The organism is Bradyrhizobium sp. LeoA1Lang (assembly GCF_055413685.1).
In genome coordinates, this window is sequence record NZ_JBVAPG010000004.1 from 65,830 (window position 1) to 83,770 (window position 17,941).

15 protein-coding genes are annotated in these 17,941 nt (G+C 62.1%); 11 read left to right on the plus strand and 4 right to left on the minus strand.

Translation table 11 applies throughout. From position 1 onward, the window contains the following. The first annotated feature begins 137 nt into the window (after nt 1-137). From ACZYOF_RS02445 to ACZYOF_RS02480, 8 genes are all read left to right on the plus strand, one after another. Nucleotides 138-2,414 (plus strand): 4Fe-4S binding protein, encoded by a 2,277-nt coding sequence (locus tag ACZYOF_RS02445; RefSeq protein ID WP_463714729.1) that lies wholly within the window; start codon nt 138-140, stop codon nt 2,412-2,414. Continuing rightward, a complete protein-coding gene (gene nosZ / locus ACZYOF_RS02450; protein WP_463714683.1) occupies nt 2,404-4,350 on the plus strand; it encodes a TAT-dependent nitrous-oxide reductase in 1,947 nt (648 codons plus the stop codon). The genes ACZYOF_RS02445 and nosZ overlap by 11 nt, the downstream gene beginning before the upstream one ends. After that, a complete protein-coding gene (locus ACZYOF_RS02455) occupies nt 4,350-5,750 on the plus strand; it encodes a nitrous oxide reductase family maturation protein NosD (RefSeq protein ID WP_463714684.1) in 1,401 nt (466 codons plus the stop codon). The genes nosZ and ACZYOF_RS02455 overlap by 1 nt, the downstream gene beginning before the upstream one ends. Beyond that, entirely contained in the window at nt 5,747-6,664 is a 918-nt protein-coding gene (locus ACZYOF_RS02460; protein WP_463714685.1) for an ABC transporter ATP-binding protein, read from the plus strand. Before ACZYOF_RS02455 ends, ACZYOF_RS02460 begins: the two co-directional genes overlap by 4 nt. Then, nucleotides 6,661-7,494, plus strand: a complete 834-nt coding sequence (locus tag ACZYOF_RS02465; protein WP_130576575.1) for an ABC transporter permease subunit — start codon at nt 6,661-6,663, stop codon at nt 7,492-7,494. Before ACZYOF_RS02460 ends, ACZYOF_RS02465 begins: the two co-directional genes overlap by 4 nt. Beyond that, on the plus strand, nt 7,491-8,042 hold the full coding sequence (locus ACZYOF_RS02470; protein WP_282527876.1) for a nitrous oxide reductase accessory protein NosL: 552 nt from the start codon (nt 7,491-7,493) through the stop codon (nt 8,040-8,042). The genes ACZYOF_RS02465 and ACZYOF_RS02470 overlap by 4 nt, the downstream gene beginning before the upstream one ends. Before the next feature lie 10 nt (nt 8,043-8,052). Beyond that, entirely contained in the window at nt 8,053-9,048 is a 996-nt protein-coding gene (locus ACZYOF_RS02475) for an FAD:protein FMN transferase (RefSeq protein WP_463714686.1), read from the plus strand. Between the two features lie 134 nt (nt 9,049-9,182). Further along, the gene (locus tag ACZYOF_RS02480) at nt 9,183-9,539 is read left to right on the plus strand and encodes a YbaN family protein (protein WP_282527874.1); all 357 of its coding nucleotides are present in this window, start codon (nt 9,183-9,185) and stop codon (nt 9,537-9,539) included. Nucleotides 9,540-9,585: 46 nt separating this feature from the next. Here ACZYOF_RS02480 and ACZYOF_RS02485 read toward each other — a convergent pair whose 3' ends face one another. Together ACZYOF_RS02485 and ggt are read right to left on the minus strand one after the other, a co-directional pair. Continuing rightward, entirely contained in the window at nt 9,586-10,797 is a 1,212-nt protein-coding gene (locus tag ACZYOF_RS02485) for an ABC transporter substrate-binding protein (RefSeq protein ID WP_463714687.1), read from the minus strand. Between the two features lie 40 nt (nt 10,798-10,837). After that, nucleotides 10,838-12,451 (minus strand): gamma-glutamyltransferase, encoded by a 1,614-nt coding sequence (gene ggt, locus ACZYOF_RS02490; protein ID WP_463714688.1) that lies wholly within the window; start codon nt 12,449-12,451, stop codon nt 10,838-10,840. 138 nt (nt 12,452-12,589) lie between these two features. Here ggt and ACZYOF_RS02495 point away from each other — a divergent pair, with 138 nt between their 5' ends. After that, a complete protein-coding gene (locus tag ACZYOF_RS02495; RefSeq protein ID WP_463714689.1) occupies nt 12,590-13,513 on the plus strand; it encodes a LysR family transcriptional regulator in 924 nt (307 codons plus the stop codon). 79 nt (nt 13,514-13,592) lie between these two features. Here the strand turns inward: ACZYOF_RS02495 and ACZYOF_RS02500 are convergent, their stop codons facing one another. Both ACZYOF_RS02500 and ACZYOF_RS02505 read right to left on the minus strand, forming a co-directional pair. Next, on the minus strand, nt 13,593-13,976 hold the full coding sequence (locus tag ACZYOF_RS02500; RefSeq protein ID WP_282527870.1) for a carboxymuconolactone decarboxylase family protein: 384 nt from the start codon (nt 13,974-13,976) through the stop codon (nt 13,593-13,595). Next, nucleotides 13,973-15,559, minus strand: a complete 1,587-nt coding sequence (locus ACZYOF_RS02505; protein ID WP_463714690.1) for an MmgE/PrpD family protein — start codon at nt 15,557-15,559, stop codon at nt 13,973-13,975. The genes ACZYOF_RS02500 and ACZYOF_RS02505 overlap by 4 nt, the downstream gene beginning before the upstream one ends. Between ACZYOF_RS02505 and ACZYOF_RS02510 the strand changes: the two genes are divergently transcribed. Beyond that, nucleotides 15,534-16,427, plus strand: coding sequence for an NAD(P)-dependent oxidoreductase (locus tag ACZYOF_RS02510; protein ID WP_394565549.1), 894 nt, complete (start codon nt 15,534-15,536; stop codon nt 16,425-16,427). The two genes, ACZYOF_RS02505 and ACZYOF_RS02510, sit on opposite strands and share 26 nt — an antisense overlap. Nucleotides 16,428-16,457: 30 nt before the next feature. After that, nucleotides 16,458-17,855, plus strand: coding sequence for an MmgE/PrpD family protein (locus ACZYOF_RS02515; RefSeq protein ID WP_463714691.1), 1,398 nt, complete (start codon nt 16,458-16,460; stop codon nt 17,853-17,855). The last annotated feature ends 86 nt before the right edge of the window (nt 17,856-17,941 follow it).

Sequence of the window (17,941 nt, forward strand, 5' to 3'; positions counted from 1 at the left end):
GTTACGACTAGACAGCCGGTCTGAACAGGAGTCAACTTTCGGTGGTTGGATCGGTGATCCCTTTAGGGTTGTTAGCGCCGACGCCCCCTTGTCCCAGTTCAGCGTGTCATGGCCGCCGACGAGCGGTCGCATTCGCGCTGGCCGTGATTGTCGCCGTTGGCATCATCTTCTGGACACGCGCGGCCCTGGCTGCGAGCGATCTCGCCACCTATCTGCCAAAAGCCCAACCCAGCGACTTCTTCACAGGTGCGGATCGCTTCGGTCCGCCGCAGGGCGACCCGCCGATTGTTCCCGTCTATCGCGGCGACCAACTGCAGGGCTTTGTCTATCTCAACTCGGATTTCGCCAATTCGGTCGGCTACTCGGGCAAGCCGATCCACATCCTGGTCGGCATCGATTCCGACGGCATCGTCAGGGGCCTGAAGCTCATCGACCACAAGGAGCCGATCGTCCTGATCGGAATTCCGGAGCCGCGTATCGTCGCCGCCGTAAACAGCTTGATTGGCAAGGATATGAGGCCGATCGCGCGAGGTGCGGAACGGCCGCCGCAGGTCGACATCATCAGTGGCGCGACCGTGACCGTGCTGGTCATGAGCGACAGCATCGTACGCTCCGCGGTACGGCTGATTCGAACCGGACGAATTGGCGGCGGGAGCGTCGCGGCGGCGTTGCCGCCGGTCACCAAGACGCTTGACCTCGGAAAGAGCGAGATTCGTAACTGGGCCAGCCTTGTCGGCGACGGCTCGGTGCGGCGGCTGCACCTGACGATCGGCGAGGTCAATGATGCATTCGCGAAATCGGGAAACACGGCCGCCGCACAGAACCCTGAAGCGGGCGAGCCAGGCGATACCTTCATCGACCTCTCTGTTGCGCTTGCCAGCGCCCCGACGATCGGCCGCAGCCTGCTCGGCGACGAGGGCTATGAGCGGCTGAAGGAGCGCCTGCAGCCGGGACAGCAGGCGATCATGATCGCTGGCGACGGCATCTATTCCTTCAAGGGCTCTGCCTATGTGCGCGGCGGCATTTTCGACCGCGTCGAAATCCTTCAGGAAGGCTCCAGCACCCGCTTCCGCGACCGGAATCATACGCGCCTGGGCGCGCTTGCCGCCGACGGCGCGCCGGACTTCCACGAAATCGCATTGTTCGTCACGCCGCCCGAATTCACGCTCGACCCGACGCGGCCCTGGGAATTGCAGTTGCTCGTGCAAAGAAACGTCGGCAGCCGCGACAAGGCGTTTCTCACCTTCGACCTCGACTACAATCTGCCCGATCGCTACCTGCGGTCCGAGCAACGTCCGGTGACGGTGCCGTCCGGCACGCCGGCGACGCAAACCTCCGCTCCGGGCGCACAGGTATCCCTGCCAGCGGAGGACGGCGAAGAGCCGCTATGGACGCGGATCTGGCGCTCGCAGCCGGCCTCGATCGCGATCACGGCGATAGCTCTGATCGTACTGACCGCCATCTTCTTCTTTCAGAACATCCTGGTGCGACGGCCGACGCTCTATACCTGGGTTCGCAAGGGCTATCTCGCCTTCGTGCTGATCTGGCTTGGCTGGTACGCCAACGCCCAGCTCTCCGTCGTCAACGTCGTGACCTTCACCAACGCGCTGGTGACCGGCTTTCACTGGGAGTTCTTTCTCGCCGCCCCACTGATCTTCGTGCTCTGGTCGGCAACCGCTGCCGGACTTCTGTTCTGGGGACGCGGTCCGTTCTGCGGATGGCTGTGCCCGTTCGGCGCACTGCAGGAGCTGACCAATACGGTCGCGAAATGGCTCAAGGTGCCACAGATCACGGTGCCCTGGGGCCTTCACGAACGTCTCTGGCCGATCAAATACATCATCTTCCTCGCCCTGTTCGGTCTGTCGCTCTCCTCGGTTGCGCTTGCCGAGACCTTCGCGGAAGTCGAACCGTTCAAGACCGCGATCATCCTGAAATTCGCCCGCGGCTGGCCATTCGTCGCCTATGCGGGCGGCCTGCTCTTCATCGGCCTTTTCATCGAGCGCTTCTTCTGCCGCTACCTCTGCCCGCTCGGCGCCGCACTGGCGATCCCCGGCCGCGTCCGGACCTTCGAATGGCTGCGCCGCTGGAAGGAGTGCGGCTCGCCCTGTCAGCGCTGCGCCAAGGAATGTCCGGTGCAGTCGATCCATCCCGAGGGGCACATCAACGTCAACGAGTGCATCTACTGCATGCACTGCCAGGAGCTCTACTACGACGACCAGCGCTGCCCGCACATGATCCAGGTGCGGCTCAAGCGCGAGAAGTTCCAGGCCATGTCGTCGTCCTCGATGCGTGCCGGCGGAAGCGGACCGAAGACGGTCATCACGCACGCCGGCAAGCCGGTGCCGGTGCTCGCCACCGCGCAATCACAAGCTCTAACCAGCCGTTCAGACAAAGGAGACGAACATGGCAAGTGAGAAACATGACGACGACAAGTCGACGACGATCAGCCGCCGTCAGATCGTGGGAACAGCAGCGATCGGCGCCGCCGGCATCGCGGGTGGACTGAGCCTCGGCAGGGGTCTTGCGCCCGAACCGGCCGCGGCACAGACCAAGGCGGCGCCGGCGCGTGCCGGTGGCCTGAAGTCGGAGATCGCGCCCGGCGAGCTCGACGAATACTACGTCTTCTTCTCAAGCGGCCAGACCGGCGAAGTCCGCATCGTTGGTATGCCTTCGATGCGCGAGTTGATGCGCATTCCGGTATTCAACCGTTGCAGCGCGACTGGCTGGGGCCAGACCAATGAGAGCCGCAAGATCATGACGGAGGGCCTGCTGCCGGAGACCCGCGAGCGGCTGAAGAGCCGCCTCGGCATCTGGACGAACGGCGACTGCCACCATCCGCATATGTCGTTCACGGACGGAACCTATGACGGCCGCTACGTCTTCATCAACGACAAGGCAAATACCCGCCTCGCCCGCATTCGCACCGACATCATGAAGTGCGACAAGATCATCGAGCTTCCCAACCAGTACACGATCCACGGCATGCGCCCGCAGAAATATCCGCGCACCGGATATCTTTTCTGCAACGGCGAATACGAGGTGCCGCTGCCAAACGATGGCAAGGTGCTGGACGACAAGAGCAAATACTGGTCGATCTTCTCCGCCGTCGACGGCGACACCATGAAGGTCGCCTGGCAGGTGATGGTCGACGGCAACCTCGACAATACCGACTGCGACTACCAGGGCAAATATGCGTTCGCGACCTGCTACAACTCCGAGAAAGGCGTGACGCTCGCCGAAATGACCGCAAGCGAGCAAGACTGGGTCACTGTCTTCAACATCAAGCGAATCGAGGAGGCGGTCAAGAAAGGCGACTACAAGGAGATGAATGGTGTGCCCGTGATCGACGGGCGGCATGGTTCGCCTTACACGCGCTACATCCCTGTCTCCAACAGCCCGCACGGATTGAACACCGCACCTGACGGGATTCATGTCGTCGCCAACGGCAAGCTGGCTCCGACGGTGACCGTCCTCGACGTTCGCCTGCTCGACCAGCTATTCGATGACAAGATCAAGCCGCGCGATGTCGTGGTCGCCGAGCCCGAGCTCGGACTCGGCCCGCTGCATACGGCCTTCGACGGCAGAGGCAACGCCTACACGACCCTGTTTCTCGACAGTCAGGTGTGCAAGTGGAACATCGATCAAGCCAAGCGAGCGTTCAAGGGCGAGAAGGTCAACCCGATTGCCCAGAAGCTCGACGTCCACTATCAGCCAGGTCACAACCATGCCTCGATGGGCGAGACGAAGGAGGCTGACGGCAAATGGCTGCTGTCGCTGAACAAGTTCTCCAAGGATCGCTTCCTCAATGTCGGTCCGCTCAAGCCGGAGAACGATCAGCTCATCGACATCTCGGGCGACCGCATGCGCCTCGTCCATGACGGTCCGAGCTTCGCCGAACCCCATGATGCCGTGATCGTGCACCGTTCGAAGCTGGAAGGCCGCGTTCTCAGCATCTGGAAGCGCGACGATCCGTTCTTCGAGGAAGCGCGCAAGCAGGCGGCTGCCGACGGCGTCAAGCTCGAAAGCGACGCCAAGGTCGTCCGCGACGGCAACAAGGTGCGAGTCTACATGTATTCCGCCGCACCCGCCTTCGCACTGGACAAGTTCGAGGTCAATCAGGGCGACGAGGTGACCGTCTATATCACCAACATCGACGACGTCGAGGACCTCACCCATGGGTTCTGCATCGTCAACTATGGCATCAACATGGAGATCGACTCGCAGCAGACATCGTCGGTGACCTTCGTCGCCGACAAGCCGGGTGTCTATTGGTACTTCTGCACTTGGTTCTGCCACGCCATGCACATGGAAATGCGCGGGCGCATGTTGGTGCACCCGCGAAACGCGTGATGGTGGGGGCGCCACACCATATGGCGCGGTTCGGGCTGGCGGCACTTGCCGCTGCCAGCCTTGTCGCACGCGCATCGGCAGCGCAGCTCGCGGTTACACCGGAGCTGGGCGACCTGCAGGCGGTGCTCGACCAGGCGGCGGATGGCGATGAAGTGCGCCTCTCCGCCGGCACCTATCGCGGACCGTTGCGGATCGCCCACCGCATGACGCTTGCCGGCGAAAGCGGAGCCGTAGTCGCAGGATCTGGCCAGGGCAGCGTCGTGACGGTCACCGCCCCCGGCGCCGTGGTGCGCGGCATTGAAGTGCGCGGGTCCGGACGCTCGCTCGAGACGATGGACTCCGGCATTTTTGTCGAGCAATCCGCGCGCGACGCCGTCATCGAGGACAACCGCATCGAGGACAATCTGTTCGGCGTCTATGTGCACGGGGCTCCCGATGCCGTGGTTCGCCACAACCACATCACCGGCTTGCACCAGACGCGCATCAGCGAGGCCGGCAACGGCGTGTCGGTGTGGAATGCTCCCGGGGCCAAGGTGATCGACAACGAATTCCGCTACGGGCGCGACGGCATCTTCGTCATCTCGAGCCGCAACAATCTTTTCAGCGGCAACCGTTTCAGCAACCTGCGCTTCGCGATCCACTACATGTACGCCAATGACGGCGAGATCACGAACAACGTCTCGACCGGGAATACCATCGGCTTCGCCTTCATGTTCTCTAACCGGCTCGTGGTTCGGGACAATGTTTCCGAGCGCGATCGGGATCGAGGTATGCTGTTCAACGCTGCGAATGGTTCGAAAATCACAGGCAACACCGTGATTGGCGGATTGCAGCCGGCCGAACGCTGGGCGACATCAGACAGCCGTGCCGCGGAAGAAGGCATGTCGCAGATGGAAGCCGGCACCGCCGCGCAGGCAAGCCAGACCAAGGCTCCGCGCCTGGGTCCGGAAAAATGCGTATTCATCTACAACACCAACAACAACCGGCTCGAGAACAACTGGTTCGAAGGCTGTGAAATCGGCGTGCATTTCACTGCAGGTTCCGAAGGCAACGCCATCATCGACAATGCGTTCGTCAACAATTCCAACCAGGTCAAGTATGTCGGTACTCGCTATCTCGACTGGTCGAAGGGCGGGCGCGGCAATTATTGGAGCGACAACCCGGCTTTCGATCTCAACGGCGACGGTATTGCCGATACGGCGTATCGGCCTAACGACCTGATCGACCGGGTGTTGTGGACCGCGCCTGCGGCAAAAGTGTTGATCAACAGTCCCGCCGTGCAGGTGATCCGGTGGGCGCAGGGACAATTTCCCGCGCTGCTGCCCGGCGGCGTCGTCGACAGTCATCCGCTGATGTCGCCGCCGGCGCGCCGCAAGCTTGCGGAAGGGATTCGGCCATGACCACGGTGCGAATAACGGACGTCAGCAAACGGTATGGGCGGATCGATGCGGTGTCCGGCGCCTCGTTCGAGCTCGACCAAGGCGAAATGGTCGCCTTGATCGGTCACAACGGTGCCGGCAAGACCACGCTGATGAAGCTGATGCTGGGTTTGATTCATCCGACGCACGGCACCATCCGGGTCCTCGGCGAGAATCCCGCCGCAGGTCAGTTTTCGGCGCGGCGCCGGCTTGGCTACCTGCCGGAAAACGTTTCCTTCGATGCCACGCTAACCGGACGCGAGACGCAGCGCTTCTATGCTCGGCTGAAGCAGGAGCCGATCGCAAAGGCGGAGCAACTGCTTGATATCGTCGGGCTCGGCGCAGCCGTCGACCGGCGCGTCGGCACTTATTCGAAAGGCATGCGCCAGCGCCTCGGCCTGGCGCAAGCGTTGATCGGACGGCCGCAATTGCTGCTGCTCGACGAACCGACCACCGGTCTCGATCCGGAACTGCGCCAGACCTTCTATGAAGCGATCCAGCGGCTTGCTGCCGAAGGCACCACGGTTCTGCTCTGCTCGCACGCGCTGACCGAACTCGAGGAACGGGCGGGACGCGTGATCATCATGAACCGCGGGGTCAAGGTCGCCGATGGCTCGCTCGATGAGCTGAGGCGGCTGGCGCAACTGCCGACCCGGATCCGGCTCAAAATATCCGGCCTTGCTCAAGGCGAGGTACCCGCCTGGCTACCCGCATCCGCGCCATACCGGCGGCTCAACGGCCACGTTGTCGAGATCGATGCGGCACCGGAGCAAAAGATCGATCTGTTGCGGCGCGTGACTGCAGCCGATACCTCGGTCGAGGATATCGACGTGATGTCGCCGAGTCTCGACGAACTCTATGCGCATTTCCTGCGATCGGCGGAGCGGAAGCGATGAATGCCATTCTCACCATCACGGCCAAAGAAATCCGCCAGGCCGTGCGCAACCGCTGGGTGCTTGCCGCAACGCTGCTGCTGGCAGCGCTGGCGTTGTCGCTGACCTTCCTTGGCAGTGCGCCAAGCGGCAGCAATGTGGGCGCGCGTCCGCTCGATGTGATCATCGTCAGCCTTTCGAGCCTTACGATCTTCCTGGTGCCGCTGATTGCGCTCCTGATCGCGCACGATGCGATCGTCGGCGACATGGAACGTGGCACCATGCTCCTGCTCCTGAGCTACCCAGTCGCCCGCTGGCAGGTGCTGGTCGGGAAATTCTGCGGACATCTCGCCGTGCTCGCCTTCGCGACCTGCTTTGGCTATGGGGCTGCCGTCGCAGCCCTGTTGGCAACGGGCAGTGATATGGATCGCGAGGGGCTGGAGGCATTCATCGCCATGATCGCTTCCTCCGTACTGCTGGGAGCGGTCTTCATTGCAATCGGCTACTGGGTCAGCGCGCAGGTGCGCGACCGCGGCACCGCTGCTGGCGTCTGTATCGGCCTGTGGCTGTTGCTCGTGCTGGTTTACGACATGGCGTTGCTCGGCCTCCTCGTCCTGGACAAGGGTCAGAACATGTCGGGCCCTGTTCTCAACACCTTGCTCCTCCTCAATCCGACCGACATCTACAGACTCCTCAATTTGACCGGCTTTGCCAATGTCAGCGCATTCTCGGGCATGGCAGGGCTTGCCGGCAGCGCGACGTTGTCGGTCCGCGTCCTCGTGGCGGCGCTCGCGCTGTGGACACTTATTCCACTGACAGCCGCAAGCCTGTCGTTCTCCCGGAGGGAGCTATGAAGCGTATTGCTGTTGTCCACACGCTGCTCGCGCTGATCCTGCTCGCAGGCTGCAACGAAAAACAGCAGACCGCGCTCCCGCTGCCGCACGCGATGACGGCGGAGGCGATCGGCCGTTATTGCGGCATGAACGTGCTCGAGCACCCAGGGCCGAAGGGACAGATCCTGACCGCTGGCCTGATCGAACCGGTCTGGTTCTCCTCGGCGCGCGATGCCATCGCCTTCACGATGCTGCCGGACGAACCGAAGGACATCCAAGCCATCTACGTCTCCGACATGGCGAAGGCACCGAGCTGGGACAAGCCCGGCGCGGATAATTGGGTGGAGGCGCGAAAGGCGCTGTTCGTAATCGGCAGCCGCATCAAGGGCGGAATGGGCGGCGCCGAAGCTGTGCCGTTCTCGAACCGGGCCGCCGCGGAGAAGTTTGTCGCCGAGAATGGCGGACAGATCGTTGGTTTCACGGAGGTGCCGCGGGATTACGTGCTGGGATCGAACGAGTCCAGCGCGTCGACGGACGACAGACCATCCGCGCCTGGCTCGACGAATTGAGGAGAGGTTCATGGCCGCGATGCTATCGCGCCGCCGCTTTATCTGCATCACCGCCGCGGCGGCAGGCCTTTCCCTCGTTCCTTTCGGACGCGGGGCAAGGGCGGACGCCAACCTGCTCACCTGGCGCGGCACGATGCTCGGAGCCGTCGCCACCATGAAGATCCATCACGAGCACCCGCATGAAGCGGAACGCCTGATCGCGGCAGCCTGCTCGGAAGCGCGACGGCTCGAGCGGCTGTTCAGCCTTTATCGAGAAGACTCCGCCCTGGTCGAGCTGAACCGGACGGGCGTGCTGGTCGACCCTGCTGCAGAACTCGTCGAGCTCCTGGAAATCTCCTTGCGTTATGCCAAGCTGACGAACGGGGCGTTCGATCCAACTGTGCAGCCGCTATGGCGTCTCTATGCCGATCATTTCTCGCGCGCCCACGCCGATCCCAACGGCCCGGCCCTGGCCGACGTGCAGGCGGCCCTCGCAAATGTGGGCTACCGCCGGCTTCACGTCAGCCGCGACCGCATTTCGATGCCGCGCGGTGCTGCGATCACCCTGAACGGCATCGCGCAAGGCCATGTCACGGACAGGATCGTCGACCTCCTGCGCGCGCAAGGTATCGCGCGCAGTCTCGTCGACATGGGCGAGAGCCGCGCCATCGGACCGCGTCCGGATGGACAGCCTTGGGAAATCGGGATTGCCGACCCAGATTCGGTAGGCGTCACCGCGACGGTCATTCCGATCATCGACCGGGCGGTATCGACATCGGGCGGCTACGGCTTCTGTTTCGATGCCGATGGTCGCTTCAACCACCTGTTCGACCCGTCGAGCGGCGGGTGCGCCGGACGCTACCGCAGCGTGACCACGGTCTCCGCCGATGCGACCGCCGCCGATGCAATGTCCACCGCCTTCAGCCTCATGGCGGAGCCGCGCATCCAGTCACTGCTTATGCCCGCGCGGATCGAACGGGTACACCTCATCGATGCGCGCGGGCGTGCCTCTGATCTGGTCGCATAACGACCAGATGATGATCCAGCCCTTTCGCCCAGCCGGCGCCGCCGACCTGGAACTACGATCGGCGCCGCCGACCTGGAACTACGATAAGCTCGGCATCCGTCACAAGCCCTCCTCTTGCATGGTGGTTGCGGCCGATGCGTCGCGTTTATCTTGTTCTCGGTTTCATCTTCGTCGCCACCGGTTTTGTCGGTGCATTCTTGCCAGTGCTCCCGACAACGCCATTCCTCATTCTTGCCACGACCTGCTTCGCGCGATCCTCGCCGCGGCTTGAAAACTGGCTCCTCTCCCATCCTCGCTTCGGGCCGGCACTGCGTGCGTGGCATGAGCATGGCGCGATCCCCTCGCGAGCGAAGCTGCTGGCGCTTGCCGGCATGAGCCTCGGATTCCTGCTGTTCTGGATCGGAACCGCGCCTGGCCCGATCCTGATGGCAAGCGTCGGAGTGCTCATGCTTACGGGTCTGGTCTACGTCTTCACCAGACCGTCTCCTTGAACTTGAACAGGCTGGTTGCGGCGTTCCCCTAAGGACTGACGCAGAGCTATTTCTCTACCAGCGGACATTGGCTTTCGGAGAGCGGACGGAACGATTCCTCGCCGGACATCTCAGCCAACACCTGATAGAAATCGCCGCGATATTTGGATTCGGCGGGAGACTTCACCTTCATAAGGTAAGTCTTGTGCATCACACGGCCATCGACCCGGACTTCAACGTTCTTGTTATAGAAATCGTTCACTGGCATTTCCCGCATCTTCGCGGCGACCGCTCTGCCGTCATCGGTGCCGGCCGCCTGCACAGCCCTCAAATAGTGCATCACCGAGGCATAAGTGCCGGCGGTGATCAGATTTGGGATAAAGCCACCCGAGCGTTCCATAAAGCGCTTGGCCCAGGCCCGGGTCTCGTCGTTAGCATCCCAATAGAATGAGGTGGTCAGCGTCAGACCTTGAGCGACGTCGAGTCCAAGCCCCTCGATGTCGTTGATATAGATCACCAGACTCGCCAGGTTTTGCCCGGATTGGACGATACCGAATTCGCGAGCCTGTTTGATGGCGGTCAGCAGATCGGCGCCCGACATCGCCAGCCCGATTTCCTTGGCTTTCGACGCCTGCGCCTGCAAGAGGAATGAGGAGAAGTCCGGTGAGCCAAAGGGAAAACGTACGCTGCCGACTACCTTGCCGCCATTCGCCTCGACGAAGCGGCTCGCATCATTCTGAAGAGAATGACCGAAGGCATAGTCGCTGGTCAGGAAGAACCAGGAAGTGCCACCCTGCTTAGTCACTTGGCTGGCCGTGCCCTTGGCGAACGAGTATGTGTCATAGCTCCACTGCGTCGTGGTCGCCGAACAGGCCTTTCCCGTGAGCTCTGTGGTCGCTGCGCCCGAGATCAACAGGATCTTGTTGCGCGGACGCGCAATCTCTTGCGTCGCCAGCGCGACCGCCGAGCCGGCGACGTCCGTGATCGCATCGACGCCTTCAGTGTCAAACCACTTGCGACTTAAAGTAGAGGCGATGTCGGCCTTGTTCTGATGATCCGCGGTAACGACGACAATCGGCTTCCCCAGAACCTTCCCTCCGAAGTCATCAACGGCCATCTGTGTGGCCTCGACCGAATGCTTGCCGACGAGATACGCGAATCCGCCCGAATGGTCCGTCAACACCCCAATTTTGACCACGTCGTCGGAAACTTGCGCGTGCGCGGCGGCGCACGACGCCAGCACAGCAGCCACGGCCAATCCCAAGCTTGATGTCTTCACAATCGTTCTCCCCTCTGGAATTTTCGTTGTTGTCTACAGCTCAGACGGCCAGTGCGATCCCGTCGTGCCCGGGATCGGCTCCGCCGTCGAGCTTGTCGCCATCGATGCGGATGCCGTGGACGGCCGCGAATCCGAACGTGTACGGACTGCGGATCACCTCGTATCCCTCAGCCTCGAGCTGTCTGGTAGTACGATGGATGATCCGATTTGAGACATCGATCGCGTTGCTGGTTGCCGAGAACCGCGGCGCGCTCACCGCTTCGGTCATCGTCATGCCGAAATCGAGGACGTTGAGGATCGCTTGCAGCACGCCCATCGCAATCTGGGTGGCGCCCGGAGCGCCAATCACCAGGTAAGGCTTGCCATCACGAAGAATGATCGAAGGGCACACTGAAGTGAAGCGCGCCTTGCCGGGCGCAATGCTACCCGCCCGGTCCGGCCGCGGGTCGAACACGGCCATGCATCCGTTATAAAAGAAGCCAAGGCCGTCGGTGATCACGCCGGAAGGCATTCCCAGCGAATGAGTCATGGTCACGCAATTGCCGTCGCGGTCGATAACCGATACCTGGGTTGTATCCTTCGACGGAAATCCGGAATTGAGGCGCGGCACATCTGCTTTGATCCTGGCCGCGATGTCCTTCGCCATGGCCGCAGCATAGTCCTTCGACGCCAGGCGTGAGATGGGAACGTCGACGAAGCCAGGATCGCCCATGAAGTTATCTTTGTCGATGGTCGCGCGCTTCATGGCTTCGCATACGACGCGAAGATACTCGGCGCTGTTATGTCCTATATCCGCCAGGTCGAACCGCTCGAGCATATTGAGCATCTCGATGAGCATGAGGCCGCCGCCGGGCGGATTGTTGGTGGTGACTTCGTAGCCGCGATATGTACTTCGCAGCGGATCGAGCCATTTGGGCTGATATGATGCGAGATCCTCGGCGGTGATCAGGCCGCCGTGTTCCCGCATATCGCGTGCGACGCGCTGCGCGAGTTCACCCCTATAGAAAACGTCAGAGCCCCCCTCGGCAATGAGGCGGAGCGTTTTGGCATAGTCCGGATTGCGCACGAGATCACCCACGCGCTTCGGCGTGCCGTCGTCGCGACAATAGAGGCTTCGCCCGGATGGCGAGAACGCCAACCGCTCCGCGCCGGACGCACGCCCCATCGTGCCGGGATCGGACCAGAAAAACTCGACATGCGGACGCACCATCCAGCCGCGCTCAGCCCATTCGATAGCTGGAGCCACAATGTCGCGCCACGGCAGCACGCCGAATCTGGCGTGTGCCTCGAAATATGCTTTCAGCGACGCCGGAACACAGGTCGATTGATAACCGACGTCATTGACCTTGCCCTTGAGAATGAAACCATAGCCGTCCCGGGCCTCGCCTTCGATCAGGTGCGCCCACATGTCGGGTCGTGCAGCGGCGGGCGACGGGGCATGAAAGTCGAGATATTTGTGAAAGTTCTGCGCCGGGAAGTAGATGCCGGCACTTCCGAACCCGGCGATACCGGCCATCAGCGGGTCCACCACGCCCTGCACAAGCGCGCAGGCGATCGCTGCATCGATAGCGTTGCCGCCGGCATGCAGCATCATCGCCCCTGCCTCCGCCGCTTCGGCTTGTGCCGCGACGATCATCGCCTTCGCTTGGGGCATGCTTCCTCCGTTTCGCCTCGCTGGTTCGGCGGCAGCAGGGAACTACAGGCCGCGTCCAGCATTCGCATCATTGCCTACGGATTTGGCAAATAGTATTCATGCCTGTCCAATACTAAATGAGCTCAGATTGATAACCACGTGATATCAGTTCCCCAGATGATCCATCCCTCGCTTCACGCCAAGACGCAGTACTTCCTTGCTGTTGCGGAAACGCTGAGCTTCCGAAAAGCGGCTCAGATGTTGGGAATCGCTCAGCCGGCTCTCAGCCGCAGCATCCGACACCTCGAGAGGCAGTTCGGCTTTCCCCTGTTTGAGCGCTCGACGCGTCATGTGGCGCTAACCCCTGCCGGCGAAACCCTCTATCGCGAAGCGGCCGAAGCGATGCGACGGTTAACACGTGCTTTTGCGCGCGCCGGCGCTGTGGCGCAGGGTCTCAGCGGCACGGTGATGGTCGGCTACTCTACGTTCGCCGCAACCGGTCCAATGTCAGATGTCATCATCGAGTTCCGCAAGAAGTATCCGGAAGCGCAGGTCGGGCTACGATTGCTTGCGTCATCGGAGCAATCCGAAGCGCTGAATGAAGGCACTATCGACCTCGGCTTCATGATGTCCAATGTGTCGTCGGGTCCGCAGAAGAGCATCCCCATCTCGCGCGAACGGCTCATCGCGATTGTGCCCGCCAGTCACGCTTGGGCCAAGCAACGATCGATAACACTGCGACGCATGGCGATGGCACCGATCGTGATCGGTACCGCAAGTCGATGGCGCGGCTTCAGGATGCTTGTCGACGATATGACTGCCGCGAAGGGAGTGACATTGAACGTTGTCGAGGAGGCCGACGACTTGCCGGTGCTGCTTCAGCTCGTGCGATCGGGCTTCGGCTGCACGATTCTCGATGCCTCGTTCATTTCGACGCTCCCGCCGGGAATCAAGCCGCTCGAAATCAAAGATGCCAAAGCAACCCTGGATATCGCGCTGGCCTGGCGGGATGACAGCCTTTCCCCGCTGACCGCGCGGTTTATCGAGGTCGCGAGAGAACTGATCAAAAGCCCAAAGGGCTAACGGCTGCTACTCGAAAGCATTCACCCCAGGATCGCTCGTCGGCCATCGCCGAGAGGCGGGCCGACGAGCCTCCTGCAGATCACTTCGTCTCAATCTCATTGAAAGCGTCGCGTGCATTGCGGAATGCGTCTATGCCGGCGGGCACGCCGCAATAGACGGCGACCTGTAGCAATATTTCCTTGATCTCGTCCTTGGTCAGTCCATTCTTCAGGGCGCCCTTGACGTGAAGCTTCAGTTCATGCGGCCGATTGAGCGCGCCGAGCATGGCCAGGTTGACGATCGAGCGGGTACGCCGATCGAGTCCGGGCCGTGTCCACAGTGCGCCCCAGCAGAACTCGGTCGACCATTCCGCCATCGTCCGGGTGAATTCGTCGGCGCCCGCGATAGATTTGTTGACGTAGTCCTCGCCGAGTACTTCCTTGCGAACTTTGAGGCCCTTTTCGAACAACTCGCTTTTGCTCATGATCGTCCTTTCAGGTTTGGAGAGCGCAGCATCAATTCGGAGGTGTCATCGAGCACATCAATTTGCCAGACTGCCTCGATAACGCCGTCCGCGTCCCAATCGCTTCCGCCGGCCCGCACGCACGCGCGCAATTTGGCTTCGATGTCGCGATCGGTGAGCGGATCGGCCAGACTGCCCCGTGGCGACGTGACGGTCTCAGTGAAGACTTCGCCGGTCACGAGGCGCACACTCACCCGCGCAGCGCCATCGGGCATCGTGTCGTCAAGATCAGCCCTCACCTTCTGCCGCAACTGCACGACGTCAGGTTGGAACACTGTCTTGTGCGCAAATTCGCCAATGCCGGCCGCGCCGATGAGTAAGCCGCATGCCGCGCAATGATGGATACTCACGCGCGCATCGCGCTCGTTATGCACTGGCCGATCGCCGCGCGCCAGCAACAATGCGGAGCCCTGCACCGTCACAGAATCGATTTGATCGGTTCGCTTGCCGATCCGATCGCGAAGACGGAAGCAAGCGTCGATAACGGCATGGAACACGATGCCGGCTGGATAGGGCTTGTAGGTATTTCTTGCGATCTCCCAGGTGTTGCCGAGGCCGCCGAGCAGACGGTCGAGATCGGCTTCGTCGCCCATGGTGCGCGCCCATCCGAGCGGCCCTTCGATGGCACGGGGCGCGGCCGCATACCCCTGCTCCGCAAACAGTGCGGCAAAAAGCCCGTTCCGCGCGGCATTGCCGACGCTCACATTCTTGGCGGCGGTCGGCAGGTTCTCGACATTGCCCGCCGATTGGCTCGCGGCAATCCCGATCGCGTTTGCAATACCCTCTGCTGGTAGTCCCAGCAGCTTTGCGCAAGCGGTCGCCGCGCCGAATATCCCGCAGGTCGAGGTGATATGCCAACCACGCGCATAGTGGCGCGGCGAGACCGCATTGCCAATGCGGCACTCGACCTCGACACCGAGGATGAATGCAGTCAACACATCGCGTCCCGGCAACCGGCGCGCTTGTCCAAGTGCCAGCACCGGAGCCGCGACTGGCGCAGCCGGATGAATGATCGTTTCGGGATGGGTGTCATCGAAGTCGAGCAGGTTGGCGGAGATGGCATTGATGAATGACGCACACAGGGCATCGAGCCACTCGGAACGACCGATGATCATCGAGGTCTGAGGACCGCTGAACGGCGACAATGTGCGCAACGCGATCGTCACCGCCGGATCGTGGGCCGAACCCAGTGCGGTCGCGAAGAAATTGAGAATTGCCCGCTTCGCATCATGACCTTGCTCCGCGACATCCGCCCATGATGTGGCGGCGACAAATTCGGCGAGCGTCCGGCTGACGCTTGAAACCTTCTCTTGTGGCACCTGAGCGCATTCCTCGTCTTTCCGAAACCTTAAGCCGACCCGCGGCCAACTGTCGACCACAAAATGTTCTGCTTGACAGATTGACTGACAATCCGAACAGTTGGGACCGCGGGTGCAGAAACCGCTGCCTCGACGACGACAAGCGGCGATAACAACAAGAGCGCGTTCATCCTGGAAACGCGCGACACGGGAGTGAACGATGGCCGGAGAGACGCTCGGCGTCATTGGTGCGGGCCGCATGGGCGGCCCCATGGCAGGACGATTGATGGACGCCGGTTATTCGCTGGTCGTCTATGACACACAGCGCGAGGCGACCGAACCGCTGGTCAAGCGCGGTGCCCACATGGCGAAATCGCCGGCCGATGTCGCCTCTCGCGCGGATATCGTGCTGGCCAGCCTACCCACTCCCGACATTGTGAAGGCGGTCGCGCTCGGTCCGGATGGGATCAGCAGCGGGAGCCGCGCGCGAATCGTGATCGATCTCTCGACCACCGGCCCGGGCGTAGCCAAGCTCGTGGCAGAGGGTCTGAAAGCAAAAGGCATGACACTGGTCGACGCGCCCGTGAGTGGCGGCATCAAGGGTGCCGTCAACGGCACGCTGGCGGTGATGGTGTCGTGCCCGCAGACGACCTATGAGACTGTCCAGCCGATCCTGAAGAATTTCGGCAAGCTGTTCTACACCGGCGACAAGCCCGGCGTGGCGCAGACAGCCAAGCTCGCCAACAATCTGATGGCAGCGGCGGCTCTGGTGATCACATCCGAAGCGGTGGCGATGGGCGTGAAGGGTGGCGTCAACGCCAAGGTCCTGATTGATATCATCAACGCCAGCAGCGGTCGCAACAGCGCGTCCGAAGACAAGTTCCCGCGTTCAGTACTGCCCGGCACCTTCGATTTCGGCTTCACCACCGGCCTCTCCTACAAGGACGTCCGGCTGTGCGTCGATGAGGCCGAAGCCATGGGTGTGCCCATGGTGTGCGGCGCTGTGGTGCGGCAAATGCTGGCGATTACCAACGCCAAATATGGCGCCGCATCCGATTTCACCTCGATCGCCAAGGTAGTCGAGGAATGGGCCGGAGTGCAGATGCGCGGCTGATCATAACGCTTCAGGGGAGCAGCGATTGCGATGACGATCGGCCCGACCGGATCCGGCAAGGCATCGCTCGCGCGGCAGATGGCGCGATCCGCGCTTGCCGTCGATCTCGGGGATTTCGGCCCTGAGGTGATCGCGAAGGCAAAGCTCTGCCTGCTCGATTTCCTGTCCTGCGCCTTCGAAGCAGGCACTCATCCCTGGAGCCGTCAGGCTGTCACGATCGCGCACGCCACCGGCGACGGCGCAACCATCATCGGAACCTCGCGGCTTGCCGCGCCGACTGAGGCCGCATTCGCCAACGCCGTGATGGGGCACGGTCTGGTGCGCGAAGACATGCATGCCGCCAGCATATCGCATCATGGCGTCGTGATCTGGCCAACCCTGCTCGCGCTATCGGAGCAGGCACCGTTGCGTGGCGCCCCCCTGCTCACCGCCGCCATCATCGGTTACGAGACCGGTGCGCGGATCGGTCGCGCGCTCCTTACGTCCGACCTCGCACGCCTGTACCGCCCGACAGGGCTGGTTGCGCCGCTTGGTGCGGCGCTGGCCGGAAGCTTTGCACTCGGACTATCCGAGGACGCCGCGACCAGCGCCATGGCGATCGCCGCCAACACCTCAAGCGGCCTGAACCAGTGGCCGCACACGGGCGCCTCGGACATGTATTTTCATCCCGGCTTTGCTGCGAGCAATGCGATCAAGGCAATAGGCCTCGCCGCAGCCGGCGCATTCGGGTCGGAGACGATCCTCGAAGGCGAAGCCGGCCTGTTCGCGGCCTATCGGCGCGAGACAGCGCCCGTCAGCATCGAACTCTTCGCAGGCGGCGAGTGCGAGATCATGGCCGTCTACAACAAGCCGGCGCCCGCCTGCAACTTCGCCCAAACCGCAGCACAGGCAGCGCTCCGAGCTTCGCACGAGCTCGCCAGCATGGATGACGTTGATCGTATCGTCATTCGCGCTCCCGATGCCGCCGTTCGCTATCCGGGATGCGACTCGAATGGGCCCTACCGGAACACGCTCCAGGCGAAGATGAGCATTCCGTTCACCGTCGCAGCAGTGCTCGCGCGAGGCGAGATCGAGGAAGAGAACTACGCGGAGCTGGACGATCCCGAAATCCTCCGCCTCATTGCGGCATCCAGCCTGCAGAGTGATCCCGGCTTCACCGCTTCCTTCCCCGGCAAGCAAAGCGCGGAAGTGACTGTGTTACTGCGTGACGGAAGGACGATCAGACACGCCCTGGCCGATGTCGTTCCGGCAACGCCTACAGACATTCGCGCACGCTATCGGACTGCGGCAACGCGCGTCATCGGCGAAGACCGCGCACAACGCCTCGAACAACTCATCGATGGCTGCGAGCAGCTTGGCGATGCCAGTGTGATCGCGGCGCAATGCCGGCTGGAATCGCCGGAGCGGATTTTGCGATCGGCATCATAGAAAACGCCAGACATTGCGGAGGTGAAATGGCGGACCGGGAGACCAGCGTTGCAGCGACGACCGCGAAGGATCGCCGGCAAATCGGC